The 19,822-nt window shown below is 69.5% G+C and carries 19 protein-coding genes; 15 read left to right on the plus strand and 4 right to left on the minus strand.

What is annotated here, in order from left to right; all coding sequences use genetic code 11:
* Positions 1 to 27: 27 nt before the first annotated feature.
* The 4 genes from ACFVVU_RS26950 (at position 28) to ACFVVU_RS26965 (ending at position 2,859) form a co-directional block, all read left to right on the plus strand.
* Positions 28 to 345: a hypothetical protein gene (locus tag ACFVVU_RS26950; protein ID WP_387792730.1), complete on the plus strand. Its 318-nt coding sequence runs from the start codon at positions 28 to 30 to the stop codon at positions 343 to 345.
* Positions 342 to 482, plus strand: coding sequence for a hypothetical protein (locus tag ACFVVU_RS26955; RefSeq protein WP_387792732.1), 141 nt, complete (start codon positions 342 to 344; stop codon positions 480 to 482). The genes ACFVVU_RS26950 and ACFVVU_RS26955 overlap by 4 nt, the downstream gene beginning before the upstream one ends.
* A gap of 1,046 nt (positions 483 to 1,528) precedes the next feature.
* Positions 1,529 to 1,765, plus strand: a complete 237-nt coding sequence (locus ACFVVU_RS26960; RefSeq protein ID WP_387792734.1) for a DUF397 domain-containing protein — start codon at positions 1,529 to 1,531, stop codon at positions 1,763 to 1,765.
* 113 nt (positions 1,766 to 1,878) lie between these two features.
* On the plus strand, positions 1,879 to 2,859 hold the full coding sequence (locus ACFVVU_RS26965) for a Scr1 family TA system antitoxin-like transcriptional regulator (protein ID WP_387792736.1): 981 nt from the start codon (positions 1,879 to 1,881) through the stop codon (positions 2,857 to 2,859).
* 33 nt (positions 2,860 to 2,892) lie between these two features.
* On the opposite strand, the gene ACFVVU_RS26970 is transcribed toward ACFVVU_RS26965, so the two are convergent.
* The 3 genes from ACFVVU_RS26970 to ACFVVU_RS26980 all read right to left on the minus strand — a co-directional run bounded on the left by ACFVVU_RS26970 (position 2,893) and on the right by ACFVVU_RS26980 (position 5,649).
* A complete protein-coding gene (locus ACFVVU_RS26970; protein ID WP_387792738.1) occupies positions 2,893 to 3,717 on the minus strand; it encodes an SAM-dependent methyltransferase in 825 nt (274 codons plus the stop codon).
* Between the two features lie 186 nt (positions 3,718 to 3,903).
* Complete coding sequence (locus ACFVVU_RS26975) at positions 3,904 to 4,320, minus strand: hypothetical protein (protein ID WP_387792740.1); 417 nt, start codon at positions 4,318 to 4,320, stop codon at positions 3,904 to 3,906.
* A gap of 741 nt (positions 4,321 to 5,061) precedes the next feature.
* On the minus strand, positions 5,062 to 5,649 hold the full coding sequence (locus ACFVVU_RS26980) for a hypothetical protein (RefSeq protein ID WP_387792742.1): 588 nt from the start codon (positions 5,647 to 5,649) through the stop codon (positions 5,062 to 5,064).
* 677 nt (positions 5,650 to 6,326) lie between these two features.
* Between ACFVVU_RS26980 and ACFVVU_RS26985 the strand changes: the two genes are divergently transcribed.
* The 5 genes from ACFVVU_RS26985 to ACFVVU_RS27005 all read left to right on the plus strand — a co-directional run bounded on the left by ACFVVU_RS26985 (position 6,327) and on the right by ACFVVU_RS27005 (position 13,645).
* A complete protein-coding gene (locus ACFVVU_RS26985; RefSeq protein WP_387792743.1) occupies positions 6,327 to 8,477 on the plus strand; it encodes a hypothetical protein in 2,151 nt (716 codons plus the stop codon).
* A 755-nt stretch (positions 8,478 to 9,232) separates the two neighbouring features.
* Positions 9,233 to 10,243 (plus strand): hypothetical protein, encoded by a 1,011-nt coding sequence (locus ACFVVU_RS26990; protein ID WP_387792744.1) that lies wholly within the window; start codon positions 9,233 to 9,235, stop codon positions 10,241 to 10,243.
* A 1,035-nt stretch (positions 10,244 to 11,278) separates the two neighbouring features.
* A complete protein-coding gene (locus ACFVVU_RS26995) occupies positions 11,279 to 11,815 on the plus strand; it encodes a hypothetical protein (protein WP_387792745.1) in 537 nt (178 codons plus the stop codon).
* 16 nt (positions 11,816 to 11,831) lie between these two features.
* Positions 11,832 to 13,082: an MAB_1171c family putative transporter gene (locus ACFVVU_RS27000; protein ID WP_387792746.1), complete on the plus strand. Its 1,251-nt coding sequence runs from the start codon at positions 11,832 to 11,834 to the stop codon at positions 13,080 to 13,082.
* A gap of 50 nt (positions 13,083 to 13,132) precedes the next feature.
* On the plus strand, positions 13,133 to 13,645 hold the full coding sequence (locus ACFVVU_RS27005) for a hypothetical protein (protein ID WP_387792766.1): 513 nt from the start codon (positions 13,133 to 13,135) through the stop codon (positions 13,643 to 13,645).
* A gap of 25 nt (positions 13,646 to 13,670) precedes the next feature.
* Here ACFVVU_RS27005 and ACFVVU_RS27010 read toward each other — a convergent pair whose 3' ends face one another.
* Positions 13,671 to 14,537: a helix-turn-helix domain-containing protein gene (locus tag ACFVVU_RS27010; RefSeq protein WP_387792748.1), complete on the minus strand. Its 867-nt coding sequence runs from the start codon at positions 14,535 to 14,537 to the stop codon at positions 13,671 to 13,673.
* A 311-nt stretch (positions 14,538 to 14,848) separates the two neighbouring features.
* On the opposite strand from ACFVVU_RS27010, the gene ACFVVU_RS27015 reads away from it, so the two are divergent.
* From ACFVVU_RS27015 to ACFVVU_RS27040, 6 genes are all read left to right on the plus strand, one after another.
* Complete coding sequence (locus tag ACFVVU_RS27015) at positions 14,849 to 15,637, plus strand: IclR family transcriptional regulator (RefSeq protein WP_387792750.1); 789 nt, start codon at positions 14,849 to 14,851, stop codon at positions 15,635 to 15,637.
* A 768-nt stretch (positions 15,638 to 16,405) separates the two neighbouring features.
* Positions 16,406 to 16,702, plus strand: coding sequence for a hypothetical protein (locus tag ACFVVU_RS27020; RefSeq protein ID WP_387792752.1), 297 nt, complete (start codon positions 16,406 to 16,408; stop codon positions 16,700 to 16,702).
* A complete protein-coding gene (locus tag ACFVVU_RS27025) occupies positions 16,702 to 17,670 on the plus strand; it encodes a hypothetical protein (RefSeq protein WP_387792753.1) in 969 nt (322 codons plus the stop codon). Before ACFVVU_RS27020 ends, ACFVVU_RS27025 begins: the two co-directional genes overlap by 1 nt.
* The gene (locus ACFVVU_RS27030) at positions 17,670 to 18,365 is read left to right on the plus strand and encodes an ATP-binding protein (protein ID WP_387792755.1); all 696 of its coding nucleotides are present in this window, start codon (positions 17,670 to 17,672) and stop codon (positions 18,363 to 18,365) included. Before ACFVVU_RS27025 ends, ACFVVU_RS27030 begins: the two co-directional genes overlap by 1 nt.
* A 95-nt stretch (positions 18,366 to 18,460) precedes the next feature.
* Positions 18,461 to 19,021: a WhiB family transcriptional regulator gene (locus tag ACFVVU_RS27035; RefSeq protein WP_387792757.1), complete on the plus strand. Its 561-nt coding sequence runs from the start codon at positions 18,461 to 18,463 to the stop codon at positions 19,019 to 19,021.
* On the plus strand, positions 19,018 to 19,822 hold an 805-nt coding region (locus tag ACFVVU_RS27040), incomplete at its 3' end, for a DUF2637 domain-containing protein (RefSeq protein WP_387792759.1). The genes ACFVVU_RS27035 and ACFVVU_RS27040, both read left to right, overlap by 4 nt.

Consider the following 19,822-nt stretch of genomic DNA (forward strand, 5'->3'; position numbering starts at 1 on the left):
CGGCCGTCCTCATCGGCGAGGAACGTGGTGCTGCTCTCTCCCGAAGTCGCCGACACCGCCGCCGCCGACTACAACAACTTCCGGGCCGGGAAAGTCCTGGAGCAGTCCATCGCCTCAATGCTGGAGAACGCCTCCTGCCTCCGGTACCTGGACGAGTTCCTGACCGGCCTGGACCGCTGCGAAGCGACCTGCAAGTTCTTCGGCTACTGCCGGTGCGCGCAGGCCGGCAACCGGTACTTCGAGACCGGCCGCTTCGACACCACCGAAACGAGCTACTGCCGCGTGTCTCGGCAGGCCCTGGTGGTCGCCCTGTCCGATACCGTCCGAGAGGAACAGGCCGCATGACCCTGCTCGAACTGCTGGAGGCGTCCCGACGCCCCTGTGATCACCGACCTCATCAACGCCTCCACCGCTGGCCCGGCCGTGGCCAGTTCGACAACCGGCCGACCTGGGACAACTGGAACAAGCAGGGCAAGAAGTAGCCGCCCGCAGCGCCGGACCCACACCCGGCAGGTCCGGCGCCCAGGCCTGAGAGAGCAGCACTGCGACCGACCGCACCTTCCGCCGCACCACCGTCACCCTGCCCGGCATCGATGACGGCTACCTGTCCAACATCACCACCCTCGACAACCCGCGCGGCGTCGTCCAGGAGTTCCGCTACGCCGACGCCGACCTGCGCTCCCTGGAGCTGGCCGATCGGCCGCTGGTCCCGTGACACCTTCGGGCCCAGAGGCGGGACCGGCGACCCCGAACGAGGGCATGCCGCATCGCAGAGTTGACGCCCCAGCACCGCCGAACTCGCTCTATCTCGCTCACGGTTGGGGAATGTGGGTGCCCGGCCAGCACGGCGTGGGCCCTGATGGTCGGGTGACCCCCGTTCTCCCCTGGCCACCTCCGGCGGGGTTCCGAACATGGTGCTGGAGGCCGCCCGCCACGCCAGCGCGGCGCACGCCGTCAGCATCCTGCTCCGCTTTCCGGGCCGCGCTGCTCCAGGCCCGGGCTCTGGACCGGCCGTCCGTCCTGCTACTCCTGACCGCGTAGGCCGTGACGGTCGCGCTGACCGTCACCGCACTGGCGAGCACCACCTGCCTGCTGGCCGCCCTGGTCACCATCGGCGGCCTCTCCGGCGCGCTGGCCACGACACCCGGCCGCTGCTGCCGCTCGGCACGGTCCGCGCGCCGCTACCTCGCCGAGTCCTCCACGCAGGGCGCCGCAGCCCGCCTCGCCCCCACCTGCGCCCGCGTCACGCGCTGGGACAGGAGAAGTCATTCCGGAGGGCGGTTCGTCGCCTTCCGAGCGACCAGCCAGACAGGGACCGGCGAGTGTGATCATAGTTCAGTCATAGATGTGCAAAATCCACGGGCATTCACTCGATCGTGTAATGGCCTTTCTTGCCATGAAGAGTGAATGATTCTTCTCGCTCGGTCTGCGCAATCCCGCACGGGATTGCGCAGACCTCCCGACGGGGGCTTCCCATTGATTCGACCAATGGGGTGGAGCGTCGTTCGATCATGGAGGAGGGCTCGCAATGGAGATCTTCAACGGCATCGCGGCGGACAGCATCACGGCGCAGGGGCAGTGGCAGAAGGCCAGGCGCAGCGTGAACACCGGGTCCTGCGTGGAGCTCCGCCCGCTCGACAACGGCGGGGTGGCGGTCCGCAACAGCAGGCACCCGTCCGGTCCGGCCCTGGTGTTCACCCGCGCCGAGATCGACGCCCTGTTCGACGGCATCCGCGAGGGAGAATTCGATCACTTGACGGTGTGATGATTCAGCTGATGGCTGATTGCCGCCTTAGCCGATTAGCCTGACGGCCGGGCCCCCTTGTGCGAAACTCATCCGGATAGCTCAAAGGTTGGGATAAAGCACTGGGGGGCCCGATGGCCGTCAACGACACATTCATTTCCCGCGGGAGCGGCGAGGGTCGGCCGTGGGCAGAGGCCGGACTGCTCCTGGGTGCCCACCTGGAGGTCGCGCGCGGTCACCGCAAGCAGAGCGAGGTGGTGGAGGCGACCGGGAATCGGGTCAGCAAGTCGTACTACAGCCGACTCGAGGGTGGCGAGGTACGGATCGACAAGCCGCACATCGTGTCCATCATCCTGGACGCCCTGAAGGTCGCGCCCGGCACTCACCGCGACCACCTGATGGCCCTGGCGTTCGAGGCCTCGCAGGAGGGCTGGGCGGCACGGTTCCGCAGCGGTCACCGGGAGGTGGTGCCCGACTCGATGCTGCGGCTGACCTCGCTGGAGGAGGCAGCGGCCGAGTTCTTCGTGGTGGACCGCATCGCAGTCCCCGGCCAGCTCCAGACGGAGGCGTACTCCAAGCTCGTCACCGGCTACACCCTGCCGGCCAGCCTGAGGGACGCCGGACTGCAGGACGTGGTCGTCGGCCTGCGAGCCGAGCGCCGCAGCCGGTTCGCGGCGCGGCTGGCCGCTGACCAGCCCAAGCCCAGGGCCCGGTTCTTCATCGAGGAGGCCGTGCTCTACGCCGACTTCGGCCGCCCCGAGGTGCTGATCGACCAGCTCCGGATACTGCTCGACATCGTGGAGAACCGAACCCTGCCGGTCGGTATCCGGGTGATGACCTCACGCACTCCCCTGGCCGTCGCGGTGAGCACCCTGGCCCGCCTGGGGTTCCGCAAGTCGCTCACGGACGCGGTCCCCGACGTCATCTACAACGAGACGGGCCGCACGGGAGCTTTCCACCGAGGCTCGCTCCCCGGCACCGGTGAGCCGGCCGACCCCGACTACACGGACCTGGACGATCTCGTCGACAACGTGCTTATGCGCGCCCCCGGGTATCGGGACAGTCGCCGCCTCATCGAGAATGCCCTGCTGGAGGCCCAGCTCCGCCTGCGCTAGCAGGGGCGCCGGGGCGGAGTGGGCGCGTGCGCGTCAGACGACGCGGGCGAGCCCGCCGAACTCGATCCACTCCAGGCTCGCCTGTCGGGCGGGGGCCTGCGCATCCGGGTACCAGTCTGTGACATCGACCAGACCGGGGGGTTCGATGACGAGCCGGTCGATGTCGAAGAAGCGGTGGACGTCGGCCTCCGTACGTACGCGCCCCCACTTGCCACCCGTCTGCTGCTGCATCAGCCCTGTCACCGCGTCGCGGACATCAGCGTCGTCGCTGACGAGTTGGCAGACCACCACGACGCTGCCCGGGGCGAGCAGATCCACCGTGCGCTCGATGATCGCCTTCGGATCGCCGTTGTCACGATCAGGTACGCAGTGAAGCACGGATACGAAGAGGGCGGCCACCGGCTCGGCCAGATCGATCCGACCCTTGATGCCCGCCACGATCGCGGGCGTGTCCGCCATGTCGGCGTTGAGGATCACCGCGTTCGGGCTCTCGTCAAGCACGGCCCTGCCATAGCCGAGGACCATCGGATCATTGTCGACATAAACAACCCGCGCATCCGGGTGGACGGACTCGGCGACCTCGTGGACGTTGTTCTGGGTGGGCAGGCCTGAGCCGTGGTCGATGAACTGCCTGATCCCGTAGCGCCGGGCGATGTGTCCGACCACCCTGATCAGGAAGCTGCGGTTGTTGAGTGCCAGTTCGCGGCTGCTCGGCGCCGTCTTCAGCAACTCATCGACTGCCGCACGGTCGGACGGGTAGTTGCGGTTTCCTCCCAGCAGGAAGTCGTACATACGAGCCGCACTTGGCCTGCCCCTGTCAATGGGCTCCTGCCAGTCATCGGCTTCGTTCCGGTCCACCCGCTACCCCCTGCGTGATGCGAACTTAAGCGCCGCCGAGCAAGTATGACGCCGCGTCATACTAGGCCGTCTTCCGAGATGTCGAAACCACACGAGCGGGTGAAGGTGACGTAGGCATGGCGCATTGCCCGGTCGACCAAGGGCTAGGTGGTCGACCGGGCGCGTTCGGGAACGTGTGTCCGGTTGTCAGGCGCCTCCGGCTTCCCCCAGTCCGCCGCGCCAGCGGTGTGCGGCCTTCAGTTGAACGTGGACGGCGGATTCGTCCAGCCCCATCAGCGCGGCCGCGGCGGCCGGCTCCAGACCGAGGAAGTCGTGTAGCAGCGCGGCGTCGGCCGCCTGGTCGGGCATCGCACGGTGCAGGCGGTCCGAGGGGGCGGCCGGCGCGAGTGTGCAGGCCACGGTGACGGCCTCGCACAGCGCGCGCCAGGTGAAGGCCGCTGGGTCGTCACGCAGCGCCCGCTCCCAATCCGCCTCCGTTCTGCGCAGAACGGAGGCGACGACCTTCGCGGCGAGGACGGCATCACCCAGACGCGCCCGTGCGTACATCTCGTAGTGGCCGTGGTTCAGTTCGACGAAGGCGGCGTAGCAGAGACATAGAGCCACCAGTGCTCCGTTCAGCGTCGATGTGGGGAGGAGTCTGCCCGGTTGCATGCGCGGGGGGATGAAGGCACGCATGGCGGCGCGCGAAGGCAGCACACGCCGGAGCGCAAGGGAGCGTGCGGCAGCGCAGGGAAGCAGAACGCGAAGTGGTCGTCCGGGCACCTTTCGGCACCCGGACGACCCGCGGCGGATTCAGAGCCGGTGGAAGCGGACCCACTCGAAGCCGGTGCTGCGGCACATCCTCAGCACACCGAGGATCAGCGCTGCACGCGCCCACTCCGTCTCAGCGGGCGACAAGACCGCCCACGCGACCACGAAGGGGGCGAGGACCGCGTGCAGCTGGACCGCACCACGGGAGACGAACGCTCCGCGCAATCCCGCGAAGGAGCTGTCGCCCCTGCTACCGTGAGCGAACACCTCGGGCAAGGCCCGTCCAAAAGCAGGTCGGTCATACATAGGTAGGCGTTACCTCCATGGCTGGCCTGACAGCCTCGTCCGGTGGTGATGACACCGGGCGGGGCGACCCCCGAACGGGGTGGGCCGATGCGAAGAAGGTAGCGCGCCCGACGGCCCCGGATCGCCCTGGAACGCGCCGCGCAATCCTCCCGGTTTCGCCGAACACACCGACGCCGAACAAAGAGCCGATTCGGCTCCACGGCGGTCGAAGGCGTTCAAAAGATGACAGCTCCTCGAAGGACCGGTTCGGTAGCGGACATACGTAGCCGGCTGGTCGCGGTGCCCCGGCTACATGCCCTCGGCATCGGGGCGCAGACCGAACGCGCGTGTGCAGCGGGGGTGGGAGATCGGCCACTCGGCGGCGTCCTCGACGGTGCGCAGCGTCCGGACGGCCTTGTCGGGGTCGGGGTGGCTGGTCCACCCGCAGTCGTAGCCGTCCGACACCTCGACATGGCTGATGCCGTGCTCGCGAGCGACGGCGAGCGTGCCGGCGTTGCTGGCGACGGCGGCCCGGGTGAGGAGGGCTGCTTCGGCCCAGGCCCGGACGGGCATGCGGGTGCCGCCTCGGTAGACGACATGGTCGAGGCGGTAGGTGGCGGCGAGCCGGTCGGCGAGGGCCCGGGCGCCCGCGAGCGCCCGGGGGCGGTCTGCTGCGAGGAGCGGCAGGTCGTGGCGGGCCGCGGCCCGGCACGCACGGTAGAACGCTCCGGCTGTACGGACCGCTTCCTGGGTTCGGCGCAGCATGTCGCTGTAGGTGTCGGTGGTCAGGGCCCGCACGGTGTCCTGGTGGATGGCCGTCCACTCGAAGGGCTGGCCGAGGATGGCGGCTGCGCTGCGGGCGGCTTGCCGCGCAGGCTCGGCGCCTTCCTGGACCACTGCTGCGACGCCGGGCTGATGCGAATGTCCGGCTCCTCCTACCAGTTCCGCCACCGCGAACTGCAGCACTGGCTCGCCGCCCACCCGAACCCACCGGCCGGCAGTAGCGACCCGCTCGATACCCCGCCACGCGACGCATGACCCGCAGGTCCACACGAAGAACCCCGACGCGGCGCCGTCGTCCCGCGCTCGGCGCAGCTTTCCCTCGCGCCGCCGCGCAGACCTCCAGCGGGAGTGTGGCGGCGAGGTCAAGACCGGCCAGACCTTCGCCGACGCCTGGGCCCAGGCCGACCAGGAAAGGCTCCGCCAGCTCCTCCTGGCCTCAAGGCCCGGCTCTACATGACACCCGTCATAGAAAGCTGGTACCTGCCTGCCGAACTCGAAGCACGAGTAACGAAGCTGGACTACGCTGGCAGCTCGGCGCAGGTCAGGTGATCAGGGATCGCTGCGGACCCGAGGACGCCACGTCGGGCGGGGCGGGGACCGGCGAGGGGGAATCGGTGGGTGGGCTCGGCGGGCGTGAACCTCGTGATGGGCATGAGTACCGCCAACCGGGTTCTCCTGAACGTGGCGCCGTCTGTCCTGACAGTGGGGCCGGCACGGTTCAAAACAGGGTAGAGGCCTCCAGAGTCGTCGGTAATGTTGTTCAAGCCGGGTCCATTCATCAGCTGACGGTCGTGCAGGTCCAAGGCCGGGGCCGGATCGCGGGCGATGCGGACTATGTGCCGCTTCACAAGGTCACCGAGGCCTTTGCGATCGAGCACCTCGGTGTTCAACGGAGCATTGCCACGGCGAGCGAGCATGCGTCCGTGCTTCCGCTCTACGTTCGTCGGCGCCACGACGAAGAGCTGGAACTCGCCATTGAGCAGGCTCAGGCCCGCAGCGTCATGAGGGTGCTGGTTGCGGACTCCAGCTGTGGGAAGACCCGGGCACTCCATGAGGCACTGCGGCATCTTCGGCCGGCCTCCCGATGGCGTTTGTGGCAGCCGCTGTCCGCCGAGCGGCTCCTCAACGTGCTCGGTACCAACGGTCTGGATCCCTACACGGTGCTGTGGCTGAACGAGTCCCAGCTCTACCTGGACGGAGACCGCGGCGAACGGGTAGGCGAAGAGCTCCGACGGCTCCTGGCGAGCGGCAACGGGCCAGTGTTGGTCTTGGGGACGTTGTGGAAGGACCACCACGGACGGTTGACCGCCCATGGGACGTCTCCAGCCGCAGACCATCACGCCCAGGTACGGGAACTGCTTGCCGGACGGTGTATCAGCGTGTCCGACGGGTTCAGTGACGAGGAGCTTTGGCGGGCCACGGAGTTGTCCCAGGGCGACGGGCGGCTTGCCGAGGCTCTGCGTCACTCAGGAGGGCGAATCACCCAGTACCTGGCTGCAGGGCCACTCCTGGTGCAGCGCTACGAGCTCGCAGCCCCGGCCGCGAGAGCCGTGATCGAGGCAGCGATGGACGCGCGACGGCTCGGCCACGAGCGCGATCTGCCGCTGTCCCTCCTGATGGAGGCTGCCCCGGACTACATGACGGACTCAGAGTGGAGCCAGGTCGACGAGAACTGGCAGGAGCAGGCGCTCGTCTACGCCACCGAATCGCTTCGTGGCGCCGACGGCGTGCTGACCTTCGTCCGTGCCCGCCCCGGTGCAGCCCCCCACTCGCAGAAGCACTACCGGCTAGCTGACTACCTTGAACAACACGGCCGTGAGAGGCGGAACTGCTGGTGCCCGCCCGCCTCGTTCTGGGCAGCGGCAATCGAGCACTGCACGCGAGCAGAGGACCTGGAAGCCCTTGCAGCCGCGGCCCGAGACCGCCTACGGCTACGCACCGCCGCACACCTGTACGGGCGGCTGGCGTTGGCCGGCGATCCCGCCAAGGCCATCCACGAGAGGGGCATGATGATGCTGCTGAGCGGCCGACTACAACTCGCCGACTCATGGTTCCGACTTGCCGCCACGCTCGGTAGTACCGATGCCATGCGTCTTGTCGCCGGTCACACAGGCGACCGACACGAAGCCAAGCGCCTGTACGAACAGGCGCGGGATGCCGGGGACAAGCACGCCTGGCTGATGCTGTCCAAGTGGCACCAGGACAACGCCGAGAGCGACAAAGCCCGGGAACTGGTGCAACAGGCTGCCGACGCCGGTGATGCAGAGGCATTTCGGAGCCTCGCTCTGGCCGCCAAGGAAGCCCAGAACTGGGCGGCGGCCGAGCAGTACTACCGACGAGCCATTGCCGCTGGCGACACCCTCGCCTATCTATCCTTGGCCAGCCTGATCGTCGACCGTGGGGACTCGGCGCGCGCCGAACAGACCTTGCACGAGGCAGTCGAGGCCGGTGAAACCGTCGCCTTGGAGGTACTCGCCCACAAGGCCGCGGAGGCCGGCGACTGGGCGCACGCCGAACAATTGCTTCGGCAAGCCACCGCACACTCCGCGCGCTCGGAAGACGCCGACTGGCTGCTCGCCAAGATGCGGGAAGAACTGAACGACGCCGAGGGCGCACTACACCTCTTCAGAGCGCTCGCCTCCCAGAATCATGCGGACTCCCTGTTCGAACTCGCCCTGCACCACCGTCGGCAAGGCGACCTCCAATCGGCCGAAGACTACTACCGCAAGGCCCACACCGCCGGTATCACCGAGGCCCTTACCTCGGCAGCCTTGATGTGGGTCGAAGACGCCTCCGACCATCCTGCCAACCGGGCCCGCGCTGACCGCCTCGCGCGCCAGGCCGCCGACGCGGGCGACAGCATGGCTATGCGCATACTCGCAGCGCGTCACCTGCTCACCTACGGTCTTGAGCCGGACGGAACCCCGACAGACCCGTGGTAGAGGCCCTGTGGGTGCCGTAAACGTCGGCGGGCGGTTGACCCGTCGCTGACACGGGCTTCGACGAGGACCAGTACAAGAAACTCGACACCGTCGAAAGGCCCATCAACAAGCTGAAGAACTCCCGTGCCGATGACGCGGTCATCGAGCCGTACGCACGGGTGTCTACCCGCCGACCGAATCATCGGCGGTTTGCCTGCGCCGCTGGTGGACGGCTCGTCGTCGACTACTGCCCGGACACCGCCACCCACGAGGCCGCCCCGCCCGCCGCCTGGCAGCAGCCCGTCCTCCATGTTCGCCGACTATCGACACCGGGCACTGCCTGGCCGCCGAGATCGCCGAAGAATCCTCACCCGCACCAGGCATAGCCAGTAGTCTGATCCAACGCCCAGGGCCGGGCTGGAGCGTCGCGCTCCGGCCCGACCCTTTGGCCGTTCCGACGCGTTGACCGGCTCCCCGACCGCTCCGGCTACGCGACGGTCAACAGGTTCCGGATCCGGTCCGCACCGAGCGCGAGCAGAAGGGTAGGCAGCTGCGGGCCGGTGTCCCGGCCGACGAGCAGCTCGTACAGCAGCACGAACAACTCCCTCTGCGCGGTCTTCAGCTCCGGCGCCCGGCGCAGAAGGTGATCAAGGTCGCTCGGGCCGATCTGCCGATCACGGAACTTGCCTGTGCTACGTTCCGTAGTCCAATCAAACACAGGTGACCCCGGCGGTGCTCCAACACCCCGGGGTCCGGCAACAGGAGATGACACTCCCTTGCAGGTACATCGTAGCGCCTGGGCGCGCAACTTCGTCGTGCTGCCCAACACGCTGGTCCAGGACCGCCGGCTGTCCATGGCCGCCCGAGGACTCCTTGCCGACCTCCTCTCCCGGCACGACGGGTGGAATGAGGACGGCCGCAGAATCGCCGACTCCGGCGTGGACAGCCGCTCCGCAGTCGCCAAGGCACTGCGGGAGCTGATCAAGGCCGGGTACTACCGGGTCGTGAAGGCCCGCGGCAAGGACGGCCGGATCTACTCGGAGGCCCATGTCTACGACACCCCGTACGTGCCGGGCCTGAAGGCGGCGAGGGTCCTGCTGGACGCGGTGGAGCCGGAAGAAGCGCAGGTGGAGCCGAGTCTGCCCCGTCCGGCGTCCGGTGGACCGGGCTCCGGTGATGCTGGCGTCCCTGTAATAAAGAACCCGGGCAAAGAACCCTCCCCCCCTGCCCCCGACCAGGGTGACCAGGACGACCAGGGCAGCCTTCGGCGTTCCGCGCCGCCGGCGCGGCGCCCGGAGCGGGAGGGCGGGAGAGCGAAGCCTTCGATCGAAGACCTGGACGCCCCGCTGCGGACGGCGGCCCTGGCGCTGTACCGGGCGCTGGCGAACCAGCCGCGGCTTCGGCTCGGCGAGGCGGAGGTGGCCGAGCTGGCGCCGCTGGTGGCGCGGTGGCTGGATGCGGGGTACGGCCCGGCGGAACTCGCCGCCGCGCTGCTGCCCGGGCTGCCCTCGGAGATCTTCTCGCCGGTCGCCGTGGTCCGGGACCGCCTGGTGCGCAAGCTGCCGCCCGCAGCCCCCCAGACCCGACCGGCCCGCGAAGCTCAGCAGCACGAATGCACGGAGTGCCGGGCACCGCTGAGCAGGCCCGGGCTGTGCGGGCCCTGCTCGGGACGGCCGCAGCCGGTGGTGGCGGTCGGCAGCGGGGAGCGGAACACGGCGGCCGGGGCGGCGCGTGCGCGGGCGATGATGCGGCCCACCGCCCAGCGTCTTGTCGCAGCCAGCGTGTGAGCCGGACGATCCTTCGTCAGCTCTCGACGGGCCGTCCTATGAGACGACGACCACCGAGTGCCGCGCCACCAAAGTCGCCTTGGCGCGTCGAGATGGAGCCGGGTCCGGGTGGGCGACAGGGGCCGGCGCCCGGAGCCCTGGTCTGAGGCCCGGCACCAAGCCCATCGAAGGCGGCCTGAATGTGGCGAAGGCCACATGAAAAAACTAAGGGGCATAAAGTTTGACGACGATCGATCAATTCGTCCGAGATTGACGATCATTCAGTTGATCAACAACTTTCGCGCCACCGGTGATCGGTCGTCAAATATTTGCGCCAGCGGATGGTCTGGACCTGAACCGAAGGTTGCACTACAGGTTCGTAATATTACTCGCAGTAGTCGATGCGCGTAGCGTAAGAGCCTGCGGCCCGGAACCGTGGCCTCGGGGGGCGTCTAGTTGGACCTGTGGGGAACTGGCATGGTGGGAGGGCCGAGCAGCGGACTGGCTGCGCGGCGGTCTACAGCACGAAGGAGCCACGCCATGCCCTGCTCGGCCCGAGCGGTGTAATCGACCCGGCTGACGCCCTCGTTGCGAGCGAGGCCTCCGGATATCCGGTCCTAGTTGGCGCCTGTGCGGGGCGCTGACTCCGAGTCGTTGGGGATCGGCGGCGGCCAGGCGTTGCAGCGGCGGAAGGGCCCCGTACGGCGATGCCAATACGACCCGCGATCGTTCGCGGTCGGTGTGCCGTCGCTGAGTGCGGCCTTAACGTGTCCAGAAGCCATCCAGACCCTCGCCCCCTAACCCTCACGAGGCCTCGGTGTCTACCCACGAAAGCCCGGTACTGGAGTTGCCGGGCGGCCCGGCATTCCCGCCCCGTTCGGGCATTAGCGAAAACCGCTGCAACCGCGTTGCCGCACAGCGGCGGCGGGCGTCGCTTCCCCGTCGAGCGGCTCCTGCCGAGGTCTCCCCGCAGGCCGCTGGCCGACATCGACAGCACCCGAAGACCTGTGGGCGGTTGACGGAGGTGCCAGGCGAGGGAGGCGGACTGTGCTGAGGATGCGGCGCCTTCGCAAGGAGTGCGAGCGGAAGCTCGTTGATCTGCCGATCCCGGATCCCTTCACGATCGACGGCCTGGTGGCCGCGATGGAGGAGGAGAGCGGGCGCACCATCCAGCTGTTCCCGCTCGACGATCGCGGGGGAGACCTTCGAACGGCGTGCGGACTGCGTGTGCGAACGGACGACTTGTCGCTGATCCTGTACCGGCCCCGGCCGACGCAGCACCAGACCGACCACGTGAAGTTGCACGAGCTGGTGCATGAGTGGTTCGACCACGGCACCAGTCTCGGGCCGGACCAGGTGGGGCTGCTGCTGCCCGACCATCTGCGCCAGGGCCTCGTCGAGCGGATGAGCGCCGGGGCGGTCGTTCAGGCCCGCGCGCGCTACGACACCCGCGAGGAGCAGGAGGCGGAGCTGAGCGCGTCGCTGATCAAGCGGCTGGTCCAGCGCCAGGTGCCGGTCGGGGGCGACATGGTCAGCCTCCTGGAGTCCACTCTTTCCCACCCCGTCGCCGCTCCCCGGCGCGGCAAGAAGTAAGAAGGAAGAACCAACCGTGCTCGCTCTCGCTGCGTACACCGCCGCGACCACGATGACCGCGGTGGCGGTCTGGCGGCTGCCGGCGGTCCTCTACGGGGACGCGCACCGCCGTGCTCTCTGGGGCTGCTACTTCGGCTTCGCGCTGGCCCTGTGGCTCAAGAGCCCCGGGGTGATCGACCTGATGAATCGCCAGCCGATCACCGACCTGTCGGTGCTGTTGAAGCACTACGTCTCGACGCTGGCGATCCTGGCGATCCTGACGTATGTGGTGGCCTCGTACGGCAAGACGGACGAGGCGGTGATCCCGCGCCATGTGGCCGTCGCGCGCTGGATCGAGCGGGTCGCCTGGAAGGCGGCGGCCGGCATGCTGGCGCTGATGACGGTGCTGTTCTTCACCGTGGTCGACCGCAGTCGGCCGAGCACCGACTTCGTCCCCGACCACGCCGGGCAGTGGGGCGCGGTCCTCTACGAGACGATCTTCTACGTCTATCTGGGCGCCGCCTCGGCGGTCACCTGCTACCAGTGGTCCAGCGCGCGCCGTCGGGCCGAGACCCGGCTCCTGCGTACCGGCCTGGGGTTGATGGCCATCGCTATGGCGATCGGCGTTGCGTACGTCGCGATCCGGACGACCTTCATGTGGGTCACCCTGGCCGCACCCCTTGACGCGGACTTCAACCACGCCTTGGGCGTCTACACCGAGTTCATGCAGATCGCGCTCTTCATGATCTTCGCCGCCGGGGTGAGCATCCCGACCACCAACGCCGCCGCCACCAGGTGGCGTACCTGGCGCGCCCTGTGGAACCTCTACCCGCTGTGGCGCGACCTCGTCGACGCCTTCCCGAAGATCCCCTTCCAGCGGCCGGCCGGCCGCTGGCGCGAGGTCCTGCGGACCGACCCGCCGATGGACGTCCGCCTGGACCGCTGGACGCAGGACATCGCGGACGTGGTCGAGCAACTGCGCCACCACGCCTCGCCGGTCCTGTTGCCGGTGATCGAGGAGGCCGTGGACGGTACCGGCGACCCGCAGGCGGCCAGCGAGGCGCTGTGGATCAAGGCCGCGCTGGCGACCGCCAAGGCGGGCCGCCGAAGCGACGTCCCGGCTCCGGCGCTGCCCAGCAAGCCGATCGCGTCCACGCATGCGGAGGTGACCTGGCTCCTGCGGGTCGAGGAGGCGTACAGCGCCGCGACCGACCTCCAGGTCCAGGACCTGCTGGCGACCGCCGAGATCGAGGAACTCGCCCTGGAGATGGAGGAGATGGCCCTGTGAGCACCACCGTTGCCCGCACCGTGACCGACGTCCTGCAGCCGCGCAACGTGATGCTGGCCGGGCTGACCGCCGTGGGCGCCGCGGCGGCCGGCAGCTGGACCGGAATTGGCTGGGGCCTGCTGGCCGCCCTGTGCGCCGGCATCATCCCGTGGGCCTACATCGAGTGGGAGCGGAAGCGGGGGACCTGGGGCGACCGGCACGTCGTCGACCGCACCCAGCGCCTGCCGATCTTCCTCGTCATCCTCGGCTCGATCGGCGCCGGCTCCCTCGGGATGGTGCTCGGCCACGCCCCGCGCGACATCCTCGTCGCCATGATCGCCCTGTGGGTGATGACCGTGGGCCTGCTCAGCATCAACTTGGCCTGGAAGATCAGCGTGGACAGCGCCGTCGCCGGCTCGGTGGTCACGCTGCTTGCGGTGGTCCACTCACCGTGGTGGATCGCCGCGTTCCCCCTGGTCGTCGCGGTGTGCTGGTCGAGGGTGGCGCTGAAGTACCACACCGTCGCGCAGGCCGTGGCGGGCGCCGCGCTCGGCGCGGCCACCGCCACCGCCTGGCTCGTCTGACGGCAGAACAAAGCGGGCTCCCGCGTCAGCGGGGGCCCGCTTTCTGCTGCCTCGCCTCCGCCACGATCGCGCTGATCTTGGCGAGCATCGCCGGGTCGAGACCGTCCTGGCCGCCGCGGGCCGCCAGGGCGAAGTCCTCACTGCCGGCGCGTACGGCCAGCAACCCGATGGCGTCCACGACCTGGCGCTCCAGGTCCTCGTCGCTCTGGAAGTAGAGGGGGGTGACGCCGAAGAAGTCGGCCAGGCCCTCCAGGACGACGCCGGCCGCGAGCCCGCCGAGCACCTCTGCGGGCGGAGGCGTGCCGGTGCGCAGGGCCTCCACGGCGGCGGCGGAGATCACCTCGACACCGGCGAACTTGTTGACGGCCGCCGCGATCTGGACGTCCGTCGGCCGACCGTTCGGGAACGTCGTCTCCAGCAGGTAGGTGAGCTTCTCCGCGAGCGATCGTGGAACCGCTGGGGCCGTGGGCGTGACGCCGAAGCTCCGGTCCTGTGCGGCCAGGAGCTGCTTCTCGGTGACCCCGTAGGCGTCGGCGAGGCGCGGGACGTAGGCCTCGGCGAGGCGTCGCACGCCGCGCTCGGCGTTGCTGACAGGGATGGACGACTTGGTGCCGATCAGCGCCCCGGTGCTGCGCTGCGTATAGCCCGCGTCGGCCCGCAGGTCGGCGAGGTCCGGAAGGCCGTCCCTTGGGAAGAGGGTGTCGAGCGGCTGTCTGAGGGCCCGCGCGATGGCGGGCAGCCGCTCCGGTTGCGGGAACCCGCCGCTCTCCCAGCCGGCGACAGCGGACTGGTCGACGTCGATGCCCTCCGAGCGTCCAAGCGCCTCCTGGGAGAGGTCGAGCGCCCTACGGGCGGTGCGGAGCACCTGTCCGTCGAACTTGCGAGCGGGCATCCGGGGCTCCTGAAGCACGTGGTGGACGTCGTGGTGAACAGCCTAACGGACGACCGATGCCGCTGGGCATGTTGTATGATCTTCGACATCGAGATGCTGGTTGCCCTTCCCGGGCGGCGCGTCCCGTCCCAAACTCTTCGCTGGGCTCCTGATCCCAGCTCTTGCCCTGCCGGACCTGCTGTCCCATCACCATGCGCGTCCGGCGCCGCCCCTTGGAGACACAGGTGAGTGTGGCACCGCCGGCCGCCGACAGGCCGCTCCGCTATGAGTATCGACACCGGATTGTCCCGCAGGAGTCGATACCGCCAGGCATGGCGCCGACCCCGGCCACCGCCGCGGCCCGAGTCTTCGCCCTCCAGGAGGCCTTCACACGGCTCGGCGGCGGCGACCACGGCGTGGTCGACCTCGCCGCCGCCACAGGCATGCCGAACTCCACCGTGCACCGCATCCTCCAGTCGGGCGTGCCCGGCGGAGCCGTCGACCAGACCCGCCGCGGCCGGTACCGACCGGGGCCGACCGTCATCAAGGCGGCCATCCATGCCATGGCGCACGTACCCGGAGCCGAGACGACCCAGGGCATCCTGGCCGACCTCCACGAACGCACCGGCGCCGCCGCCCTGCTCTTCACCCTCACCCCCTTCGGAGGCCTGCGGCGACTGTGCACCGACTACGCCTGGGGCCGGATGGACCCGGGCGAACTCGGCGTCTTCGCCCACCCCCTGGTCACGCAGTCACGGTCCCTGCGCACCGGGGCGAGCGGAAGGGCGATCCTCGCCCATCTCCCCGCACCGCTGCAGCGGCTCGCCTTCGACGAGGGGCTGCCCGACGACGCCGCCCCCGGAGCCCTGCTGGACAACCGCGCCCTCGCGGCCTCGCTCGCGGAGATCCGGCACACCGGATACGCGATCGGGCGGGAGGAAGTGGTGCCCGGATGGGAGGCCATCGCGGCACCGGTCATGTGGGGCGACGTGGCCGTCGGCTCCGTGGCGCTCGCCAAGCCGGCGGGCGAGCCGGCCGACCTGGGCCGGCTGGTCAAGCACGCCTGCCGCGCGGCCCGGACACTGAGCGAGTGCACCTCGCGCCCCACCCCCGCGGCCTGAGGGCGGTCGGGCGGCCGAGAAGCCTGCCGGGGCCCGGCGGGCGACGGTGCCCTGGGTCCGCCGCCCGTCGGGCACGCGCCCGCGTTCCGCCTGGGCGGAGCACAGTTCCCATTCCCCAACGGCCGACAGCTCCGAAATTCGGCAAACCGAAACCCGGATACTTCTCTGCTCGAACCTTCTCCCTTCTGCAGCCGAGCACAGGGAAGGCTGCCAATTCGGGCAATGCGGTCATACGTCTATTTCCAGCAAGGAGCCCAGGCGCTCCGTCGCTGACATTTCCGGGTCCGCTCCACCCTGGCGCCCCCAGGCGGGCGACAGGGCCTGGAGGGCAACTGACCTGCCCGTTAGCCAGTTGGCCCGCGAGGAGACTAGGGGACTTCCCCTGATCGCGTTCGAGCCATGTTCAACCTCTCCATTTCCCGCCTGACGGGAAATGGGGTGCAAGGTTCATGATCATTTCCCGTGTGGCGGGAAAGCGAGATTTCTATCCGCGTAGATCGATCGAATTCGTTGACGCGTTCCCGGGCGTAAACATAGAGTCACTCCTGCGCCACGGAAATGTGCGCGGCCGAACATTCGCCGCCACAGCCCGAAGGCGAAAATGCGACGTGGCGCCCAGGAGCGGGAACTCCCGGACGCCACGAAAAAACCAGTGCACCGGCTTACTGCTGTAGGAGGCTCGGCCGGCGCCACTCGCAGGAGGAGTGTTACATGTCCGCGATCGCATGTATAGCGGGCGCCGAGAGGGATCTCGCCGCCAGCGGTGCCTTGGGCACGCCAACCCGGATCTCCGGGAGCACCGCCAGGGCGGTCGAGAGCAGCGTCCGCGCCGTCGCGCCGGACGCGACAGTCGTGCGCGTCAGCGTGTCCGAGCCCGACGACCTCTGGCTGGCCCGGGCCTACGACACCAATAGCGCCAGCGTCCCGCTGCCGCAGCAGCACGAAGAGGCCGCAGCACGGTGGATCGCCCTTGACCAGCCGCAGCGCGACCGGCGGCTCCAGCACGACCTCGCCCTCGCCACCGGCCGCCTCGCCCCCGCCGGCTCCCTCGGGCAGGTGGCGTGATGGCGGTCCAGGACGGGCGCATCCGCACCCACAAGCCGGAGATGAGCCGCGACCCCAAGCTCGCCGACGTCTCGCTGACCGCCGAGCGCACCTTCATCTACATGCTCAACTACGTGGACGACCGAGGACGGGTCATCGACGACGCGGGGATCCTGCGCGGGCTGATCTGGAAGCGCAAGCGCTCCTGGGACGGCGGCATCCACACGACCGAGCGCGTCGAGGACGACCTCCGTCAGCTGGCCGATGTCGGCCTGGTGTGCCGGTACGTGAACCCGGCCGACGAGGGCGAGGAACTGATCCACGTCGTGACGTTCAACAAGCACCAGCGGATCGACAAGCCCTCCCAGTCCCGCCTGGTGCCGTGCCCGCTGCACCAGACCCAGGAAGCCGACGCCGACAGGCCGGCCCCGGCCAAGCGGAGCCGGAAGAAGCCCGTCGAGCAGCCCGAGACGATCCCTGCGGACGTCCCCGAGACCATCGGCCAGAGCAGCTCCGAGACCGGTGGCCCCGACCACCAGCAGCCAGACGGAGCGGACTCCACGACACCCTCCACGAACGGATCCAGGATCACGGATCCTGGATCTACCCCTCCGGGGGGCGGCTGCGCCGCGCCCGCCCAGTCCCTCGCAGCGGAGGAGCCTTCGGCCGAGCAGGTCGCCGCGATGCACCCGCACACCACCGGGGCTGGAGCCCTGCTGGCCGAGTACGTCCGCTCCTGCCCCCAGCAGCCCAGCGAGCGGTTCCGCGGGCACCTCGGCCGGGAGATCAAACAACTGCTCGGAACCGGCTACAGCGCGGACCAGGTGCGCGCCGGCCTGCGGCTGTTCACGCAGAACCCCAAGGGACCCAGCGCCTTGGAGGGCTTCGTCCAGGAGGCACTGACCTCCGGTCGCACCCGTACCGGAGCCGCCTACCGGGCGTGGACCAACCCCGCTGGCGGCGCCGCCGCCTACGCCGGGGAGCTGTGATGGCCAGCCGCGACCCGCGCCGCGTCACCTTCCACGGTCTCGTCGAACGCTTCGCGCGGCTGGGTATCGACCCATCCGTGATCGGCGTGCCCGACCGCTCCACCACACACCATCCCCAGCAGGACGCCCTGGAGCTGGCAGCCGCCCGGATCCCGGTGCTGTTCCAGCACGCCGAGGCCGACCATCCCGAGGTCCTGGCCTGGGTGGAGCACGTCGCCCAGGCCGCTCGCCGCGGCCCCGACGGCATGCTCGGCATCGCCCACGCCCGCTCCCTGCTGTTGCTCGGCGAGACCGGGACCGGCAAGACGCACCAGGCGTACGGCGCGATCCGCACGCTGCTGCGCGCCGGCGTGCGGCTGCGGTGGCGAGCGGTCAGCTCCGTGTCGTTCCACGCGATGATGCGCCCCAGGCCCGGCGTCGACACCGAGCGCGAGATGCGGTCACTGGAGACCACTCCGCTGCTGCTGCTGGACGACCTCGGAGCCGCGAAGGCCTCGGAGTTCACCGAAGAGATCACGTTCCGGCTGGTCGACTACCGCTACCAGCACCAGCTACCGACCCTGATCACCAGCAACATCACCCCCGGCGAACTCGCCGGCTTCCTCGGCGACCGCAGCGCCAGTCGTCTGCGCCAGATGTGCCACAAGGCAGTCCTCGCCGGAGCCGACCGCCGCCGCTCCCCCAGCCACCACTGAGCCCGCGTCCTTCTGCGGGTACGGCGTCGACGCCATACCCGGGACCGTACCTGCCCGCGTCCGTTGACCACCCGCGGCGCGATGGAGAACCCCCAATGAACGCAACCGTCCGCGAGCTGGAGCTCGCCCACATCATCGGCCTCGACCGCGGCGACCAGCAATGGCGTCTGAAGGCACTCTGCGCCCGGCACCCCCAGGCAGATGCGTGGTTCGCGCCACCCCGCCTCGCCGCCCACCACCAGGCCCTCGCCACCTGCCAGCGCTGCCCCGTGCGCCAGGAATGCCTGGACGACGCGGTCGATTGCCGCAGCACCGAGGGCATCCGGGGCGGCCTCACCGGCGAGGAGATCTCCCTCAAGATCACGTTTCGTCAGGACCGGCCGAACTTCGAGCGGATCCGGACCGTCCTGCTCGGCCACCGCATCCCCCTCACCGAGGCCGAGAAGCGCGCCGCCGTCCGGATCGCCCAGATGGTCGGCATCTCCTGGGAGATCTGGGCTCCGGCGCTGGGCATCGGCTACAAGGCGGCGGTCAAACGCCGCAAGCGCGCCGACCAGGACCTGGAGGTCATCCCCGCGCATGAGCGCGAGGAGGAGTCCGTGCTCGCCGACCAGCTCCGGCAGGCGCACACCGGCCCGCTGGCGGTGGCCGCGTGAGCCGCCGTCCCACGCTGTCCCCCTGGGACGTCGCGGCGATCGGCGCTCTCGGCACCGCCGGCTTCGCCCTCTCCTACGATGCGCTTGAGCAGATGGCCCGGGCGATCCACATCCGTGGCCAGCTGAGCTACCTGTTCCCCGTCGTCATCGACGGCTTCACGGCCTACGGTGTACGCGCTCTCATGATTCTGCGGGAAGCGCCGTGGACCGCCCGGGCCTACACCTGGGCGCTCTTCGCCGGGGCCACCGGCACCAGCGTCTGGGCGAACGCCGTCCACGCCGTCCGCCTCAACGAGCAGACCGTCGGGCAGGAGGTACTACGCCTCGGAGACACCGTGGTGGGCGGCCTGAGCATGATCGCCCCGCTCGCCCTCGCCGGTGCCGTCCACCTCGGCATCATTGCTTCCCGACACGGCGCCAGCCAGGCCGGTCCTAAGACCGCCTCCGCGTCTCACCACACTGCCCGGAGCACTCTGAACCGCGCGGAGGCCGACGCAGAGCCGACCTCCCGTGCCGAATCTGCTGCCGAATCGAGATCGCTGGCTGCAAGCCGGACCGTCCGAGCGGAGCTGGAGGCGGCGCCGACCAGAGCAGCAACGTCACGCACCGCTGAGGAGAAGCTGCGCGCTCACCGCCGAGGCAGCCGCCTGCGTGAGCGGATCGCCAACCGCATCCGCCGACGTATCGAGTCCACCGGACCGGACAGCCCCGGACCGAACACCCGGACCACCGGACCGGACAGCCCCGGACCGAACACCCGGACCACCGGACCGGACAGCCCCGGACCGAACACCCGGACCA

The organism is Kitasatospora sp. NPDC057965, assembly GCF_042887135.1.
Classification (GTDB): domain Bacteria; phylum Actinomycetota; class Actinomycetes; order Streptomycetales; family Streptomycetaceae; genus Kitasatospora.

What these genes read in the sequence shown, in the direction of transcription:
- ACFVVU_RS27030 (WP_387792755.1), top strand. Translation starts at nt 17,670, where the DNA reads ATGGCCAGCCGCGACCCGCGCCGCGTCACCTTCCACGGTCTCGTCGAA.
- ACFVVU_RS27005 (WP_387792766.1), top strand. Translation starts at nt 13,133, where the DNA reads ATGCTGGCCGGGCTGACCGCCGTGGGCGCCGCGGCGGCCGGCAGCTGG.
- ACFVVU_RS26960 (WP_387792734.1), top strand. Translation starts at nt 1,529, where the DNA reads ATGGAGATCTTCAACGGCATCGCGGCGGACAGCATCACGGCGCAGGGG.
- ACFVVU_RS26955 (WP_387792732.1), top strand. Translation starts at nt 342, where the DNA reads ATGACCCTGCTCGAACTGCTGGAGGCGTCCCGACGCCCCTGTGATCAC.
- ACFVVU_RS27015 (WP_387792750.1), top strand. Translation starts at nt 14,849, where the DNA reads ATGGCGCCGACCCCGGCCACCGCCGCGGCCCGAGTCTTCGCCCTCCAG.
- ACFVVU_RS27025 (WP_387792753.1), top strand. Translation starts at nt 16,702, where the DNA reads ATGGCGGTCCAGGACGGGCGCATCCGCACCCACAAGCCGGAGATGAGC.
- ACFVVU_RS26965 (WP_387792736.1), top strand. Translation starts at nt 1,879, where the DNA reads ATGGCCGTCAACGACACATTCATTTCCCGCGGGAGCGGCGAGGGTCGG.
- ACFVVU_RS27035 (WP_387792757.1), top strand. Translation starts at nt 18,461, where the DNA reads ATGAACGCAACCGTCCGCGAGCTGGAGCTCGCCCACATCATCGGCCTC.
- ACFVVU_RS27010 (WP_387792748.1), bottom strand. Translation starts at nt 14,537, where the DNA reads ATGCCCGCTCGCAAGTTCGACGGACAGGTGCTCCGCACCGCCCGTAGG.
- ACFVVU_RS26995 (WP_387792745.1), top strand. Translation starts at nt 11,279, where the DNA reads ATGCGGCGCCTTCGCAAGGAGTGCGAGCGGAAGCTCGTTGATCTGCCG.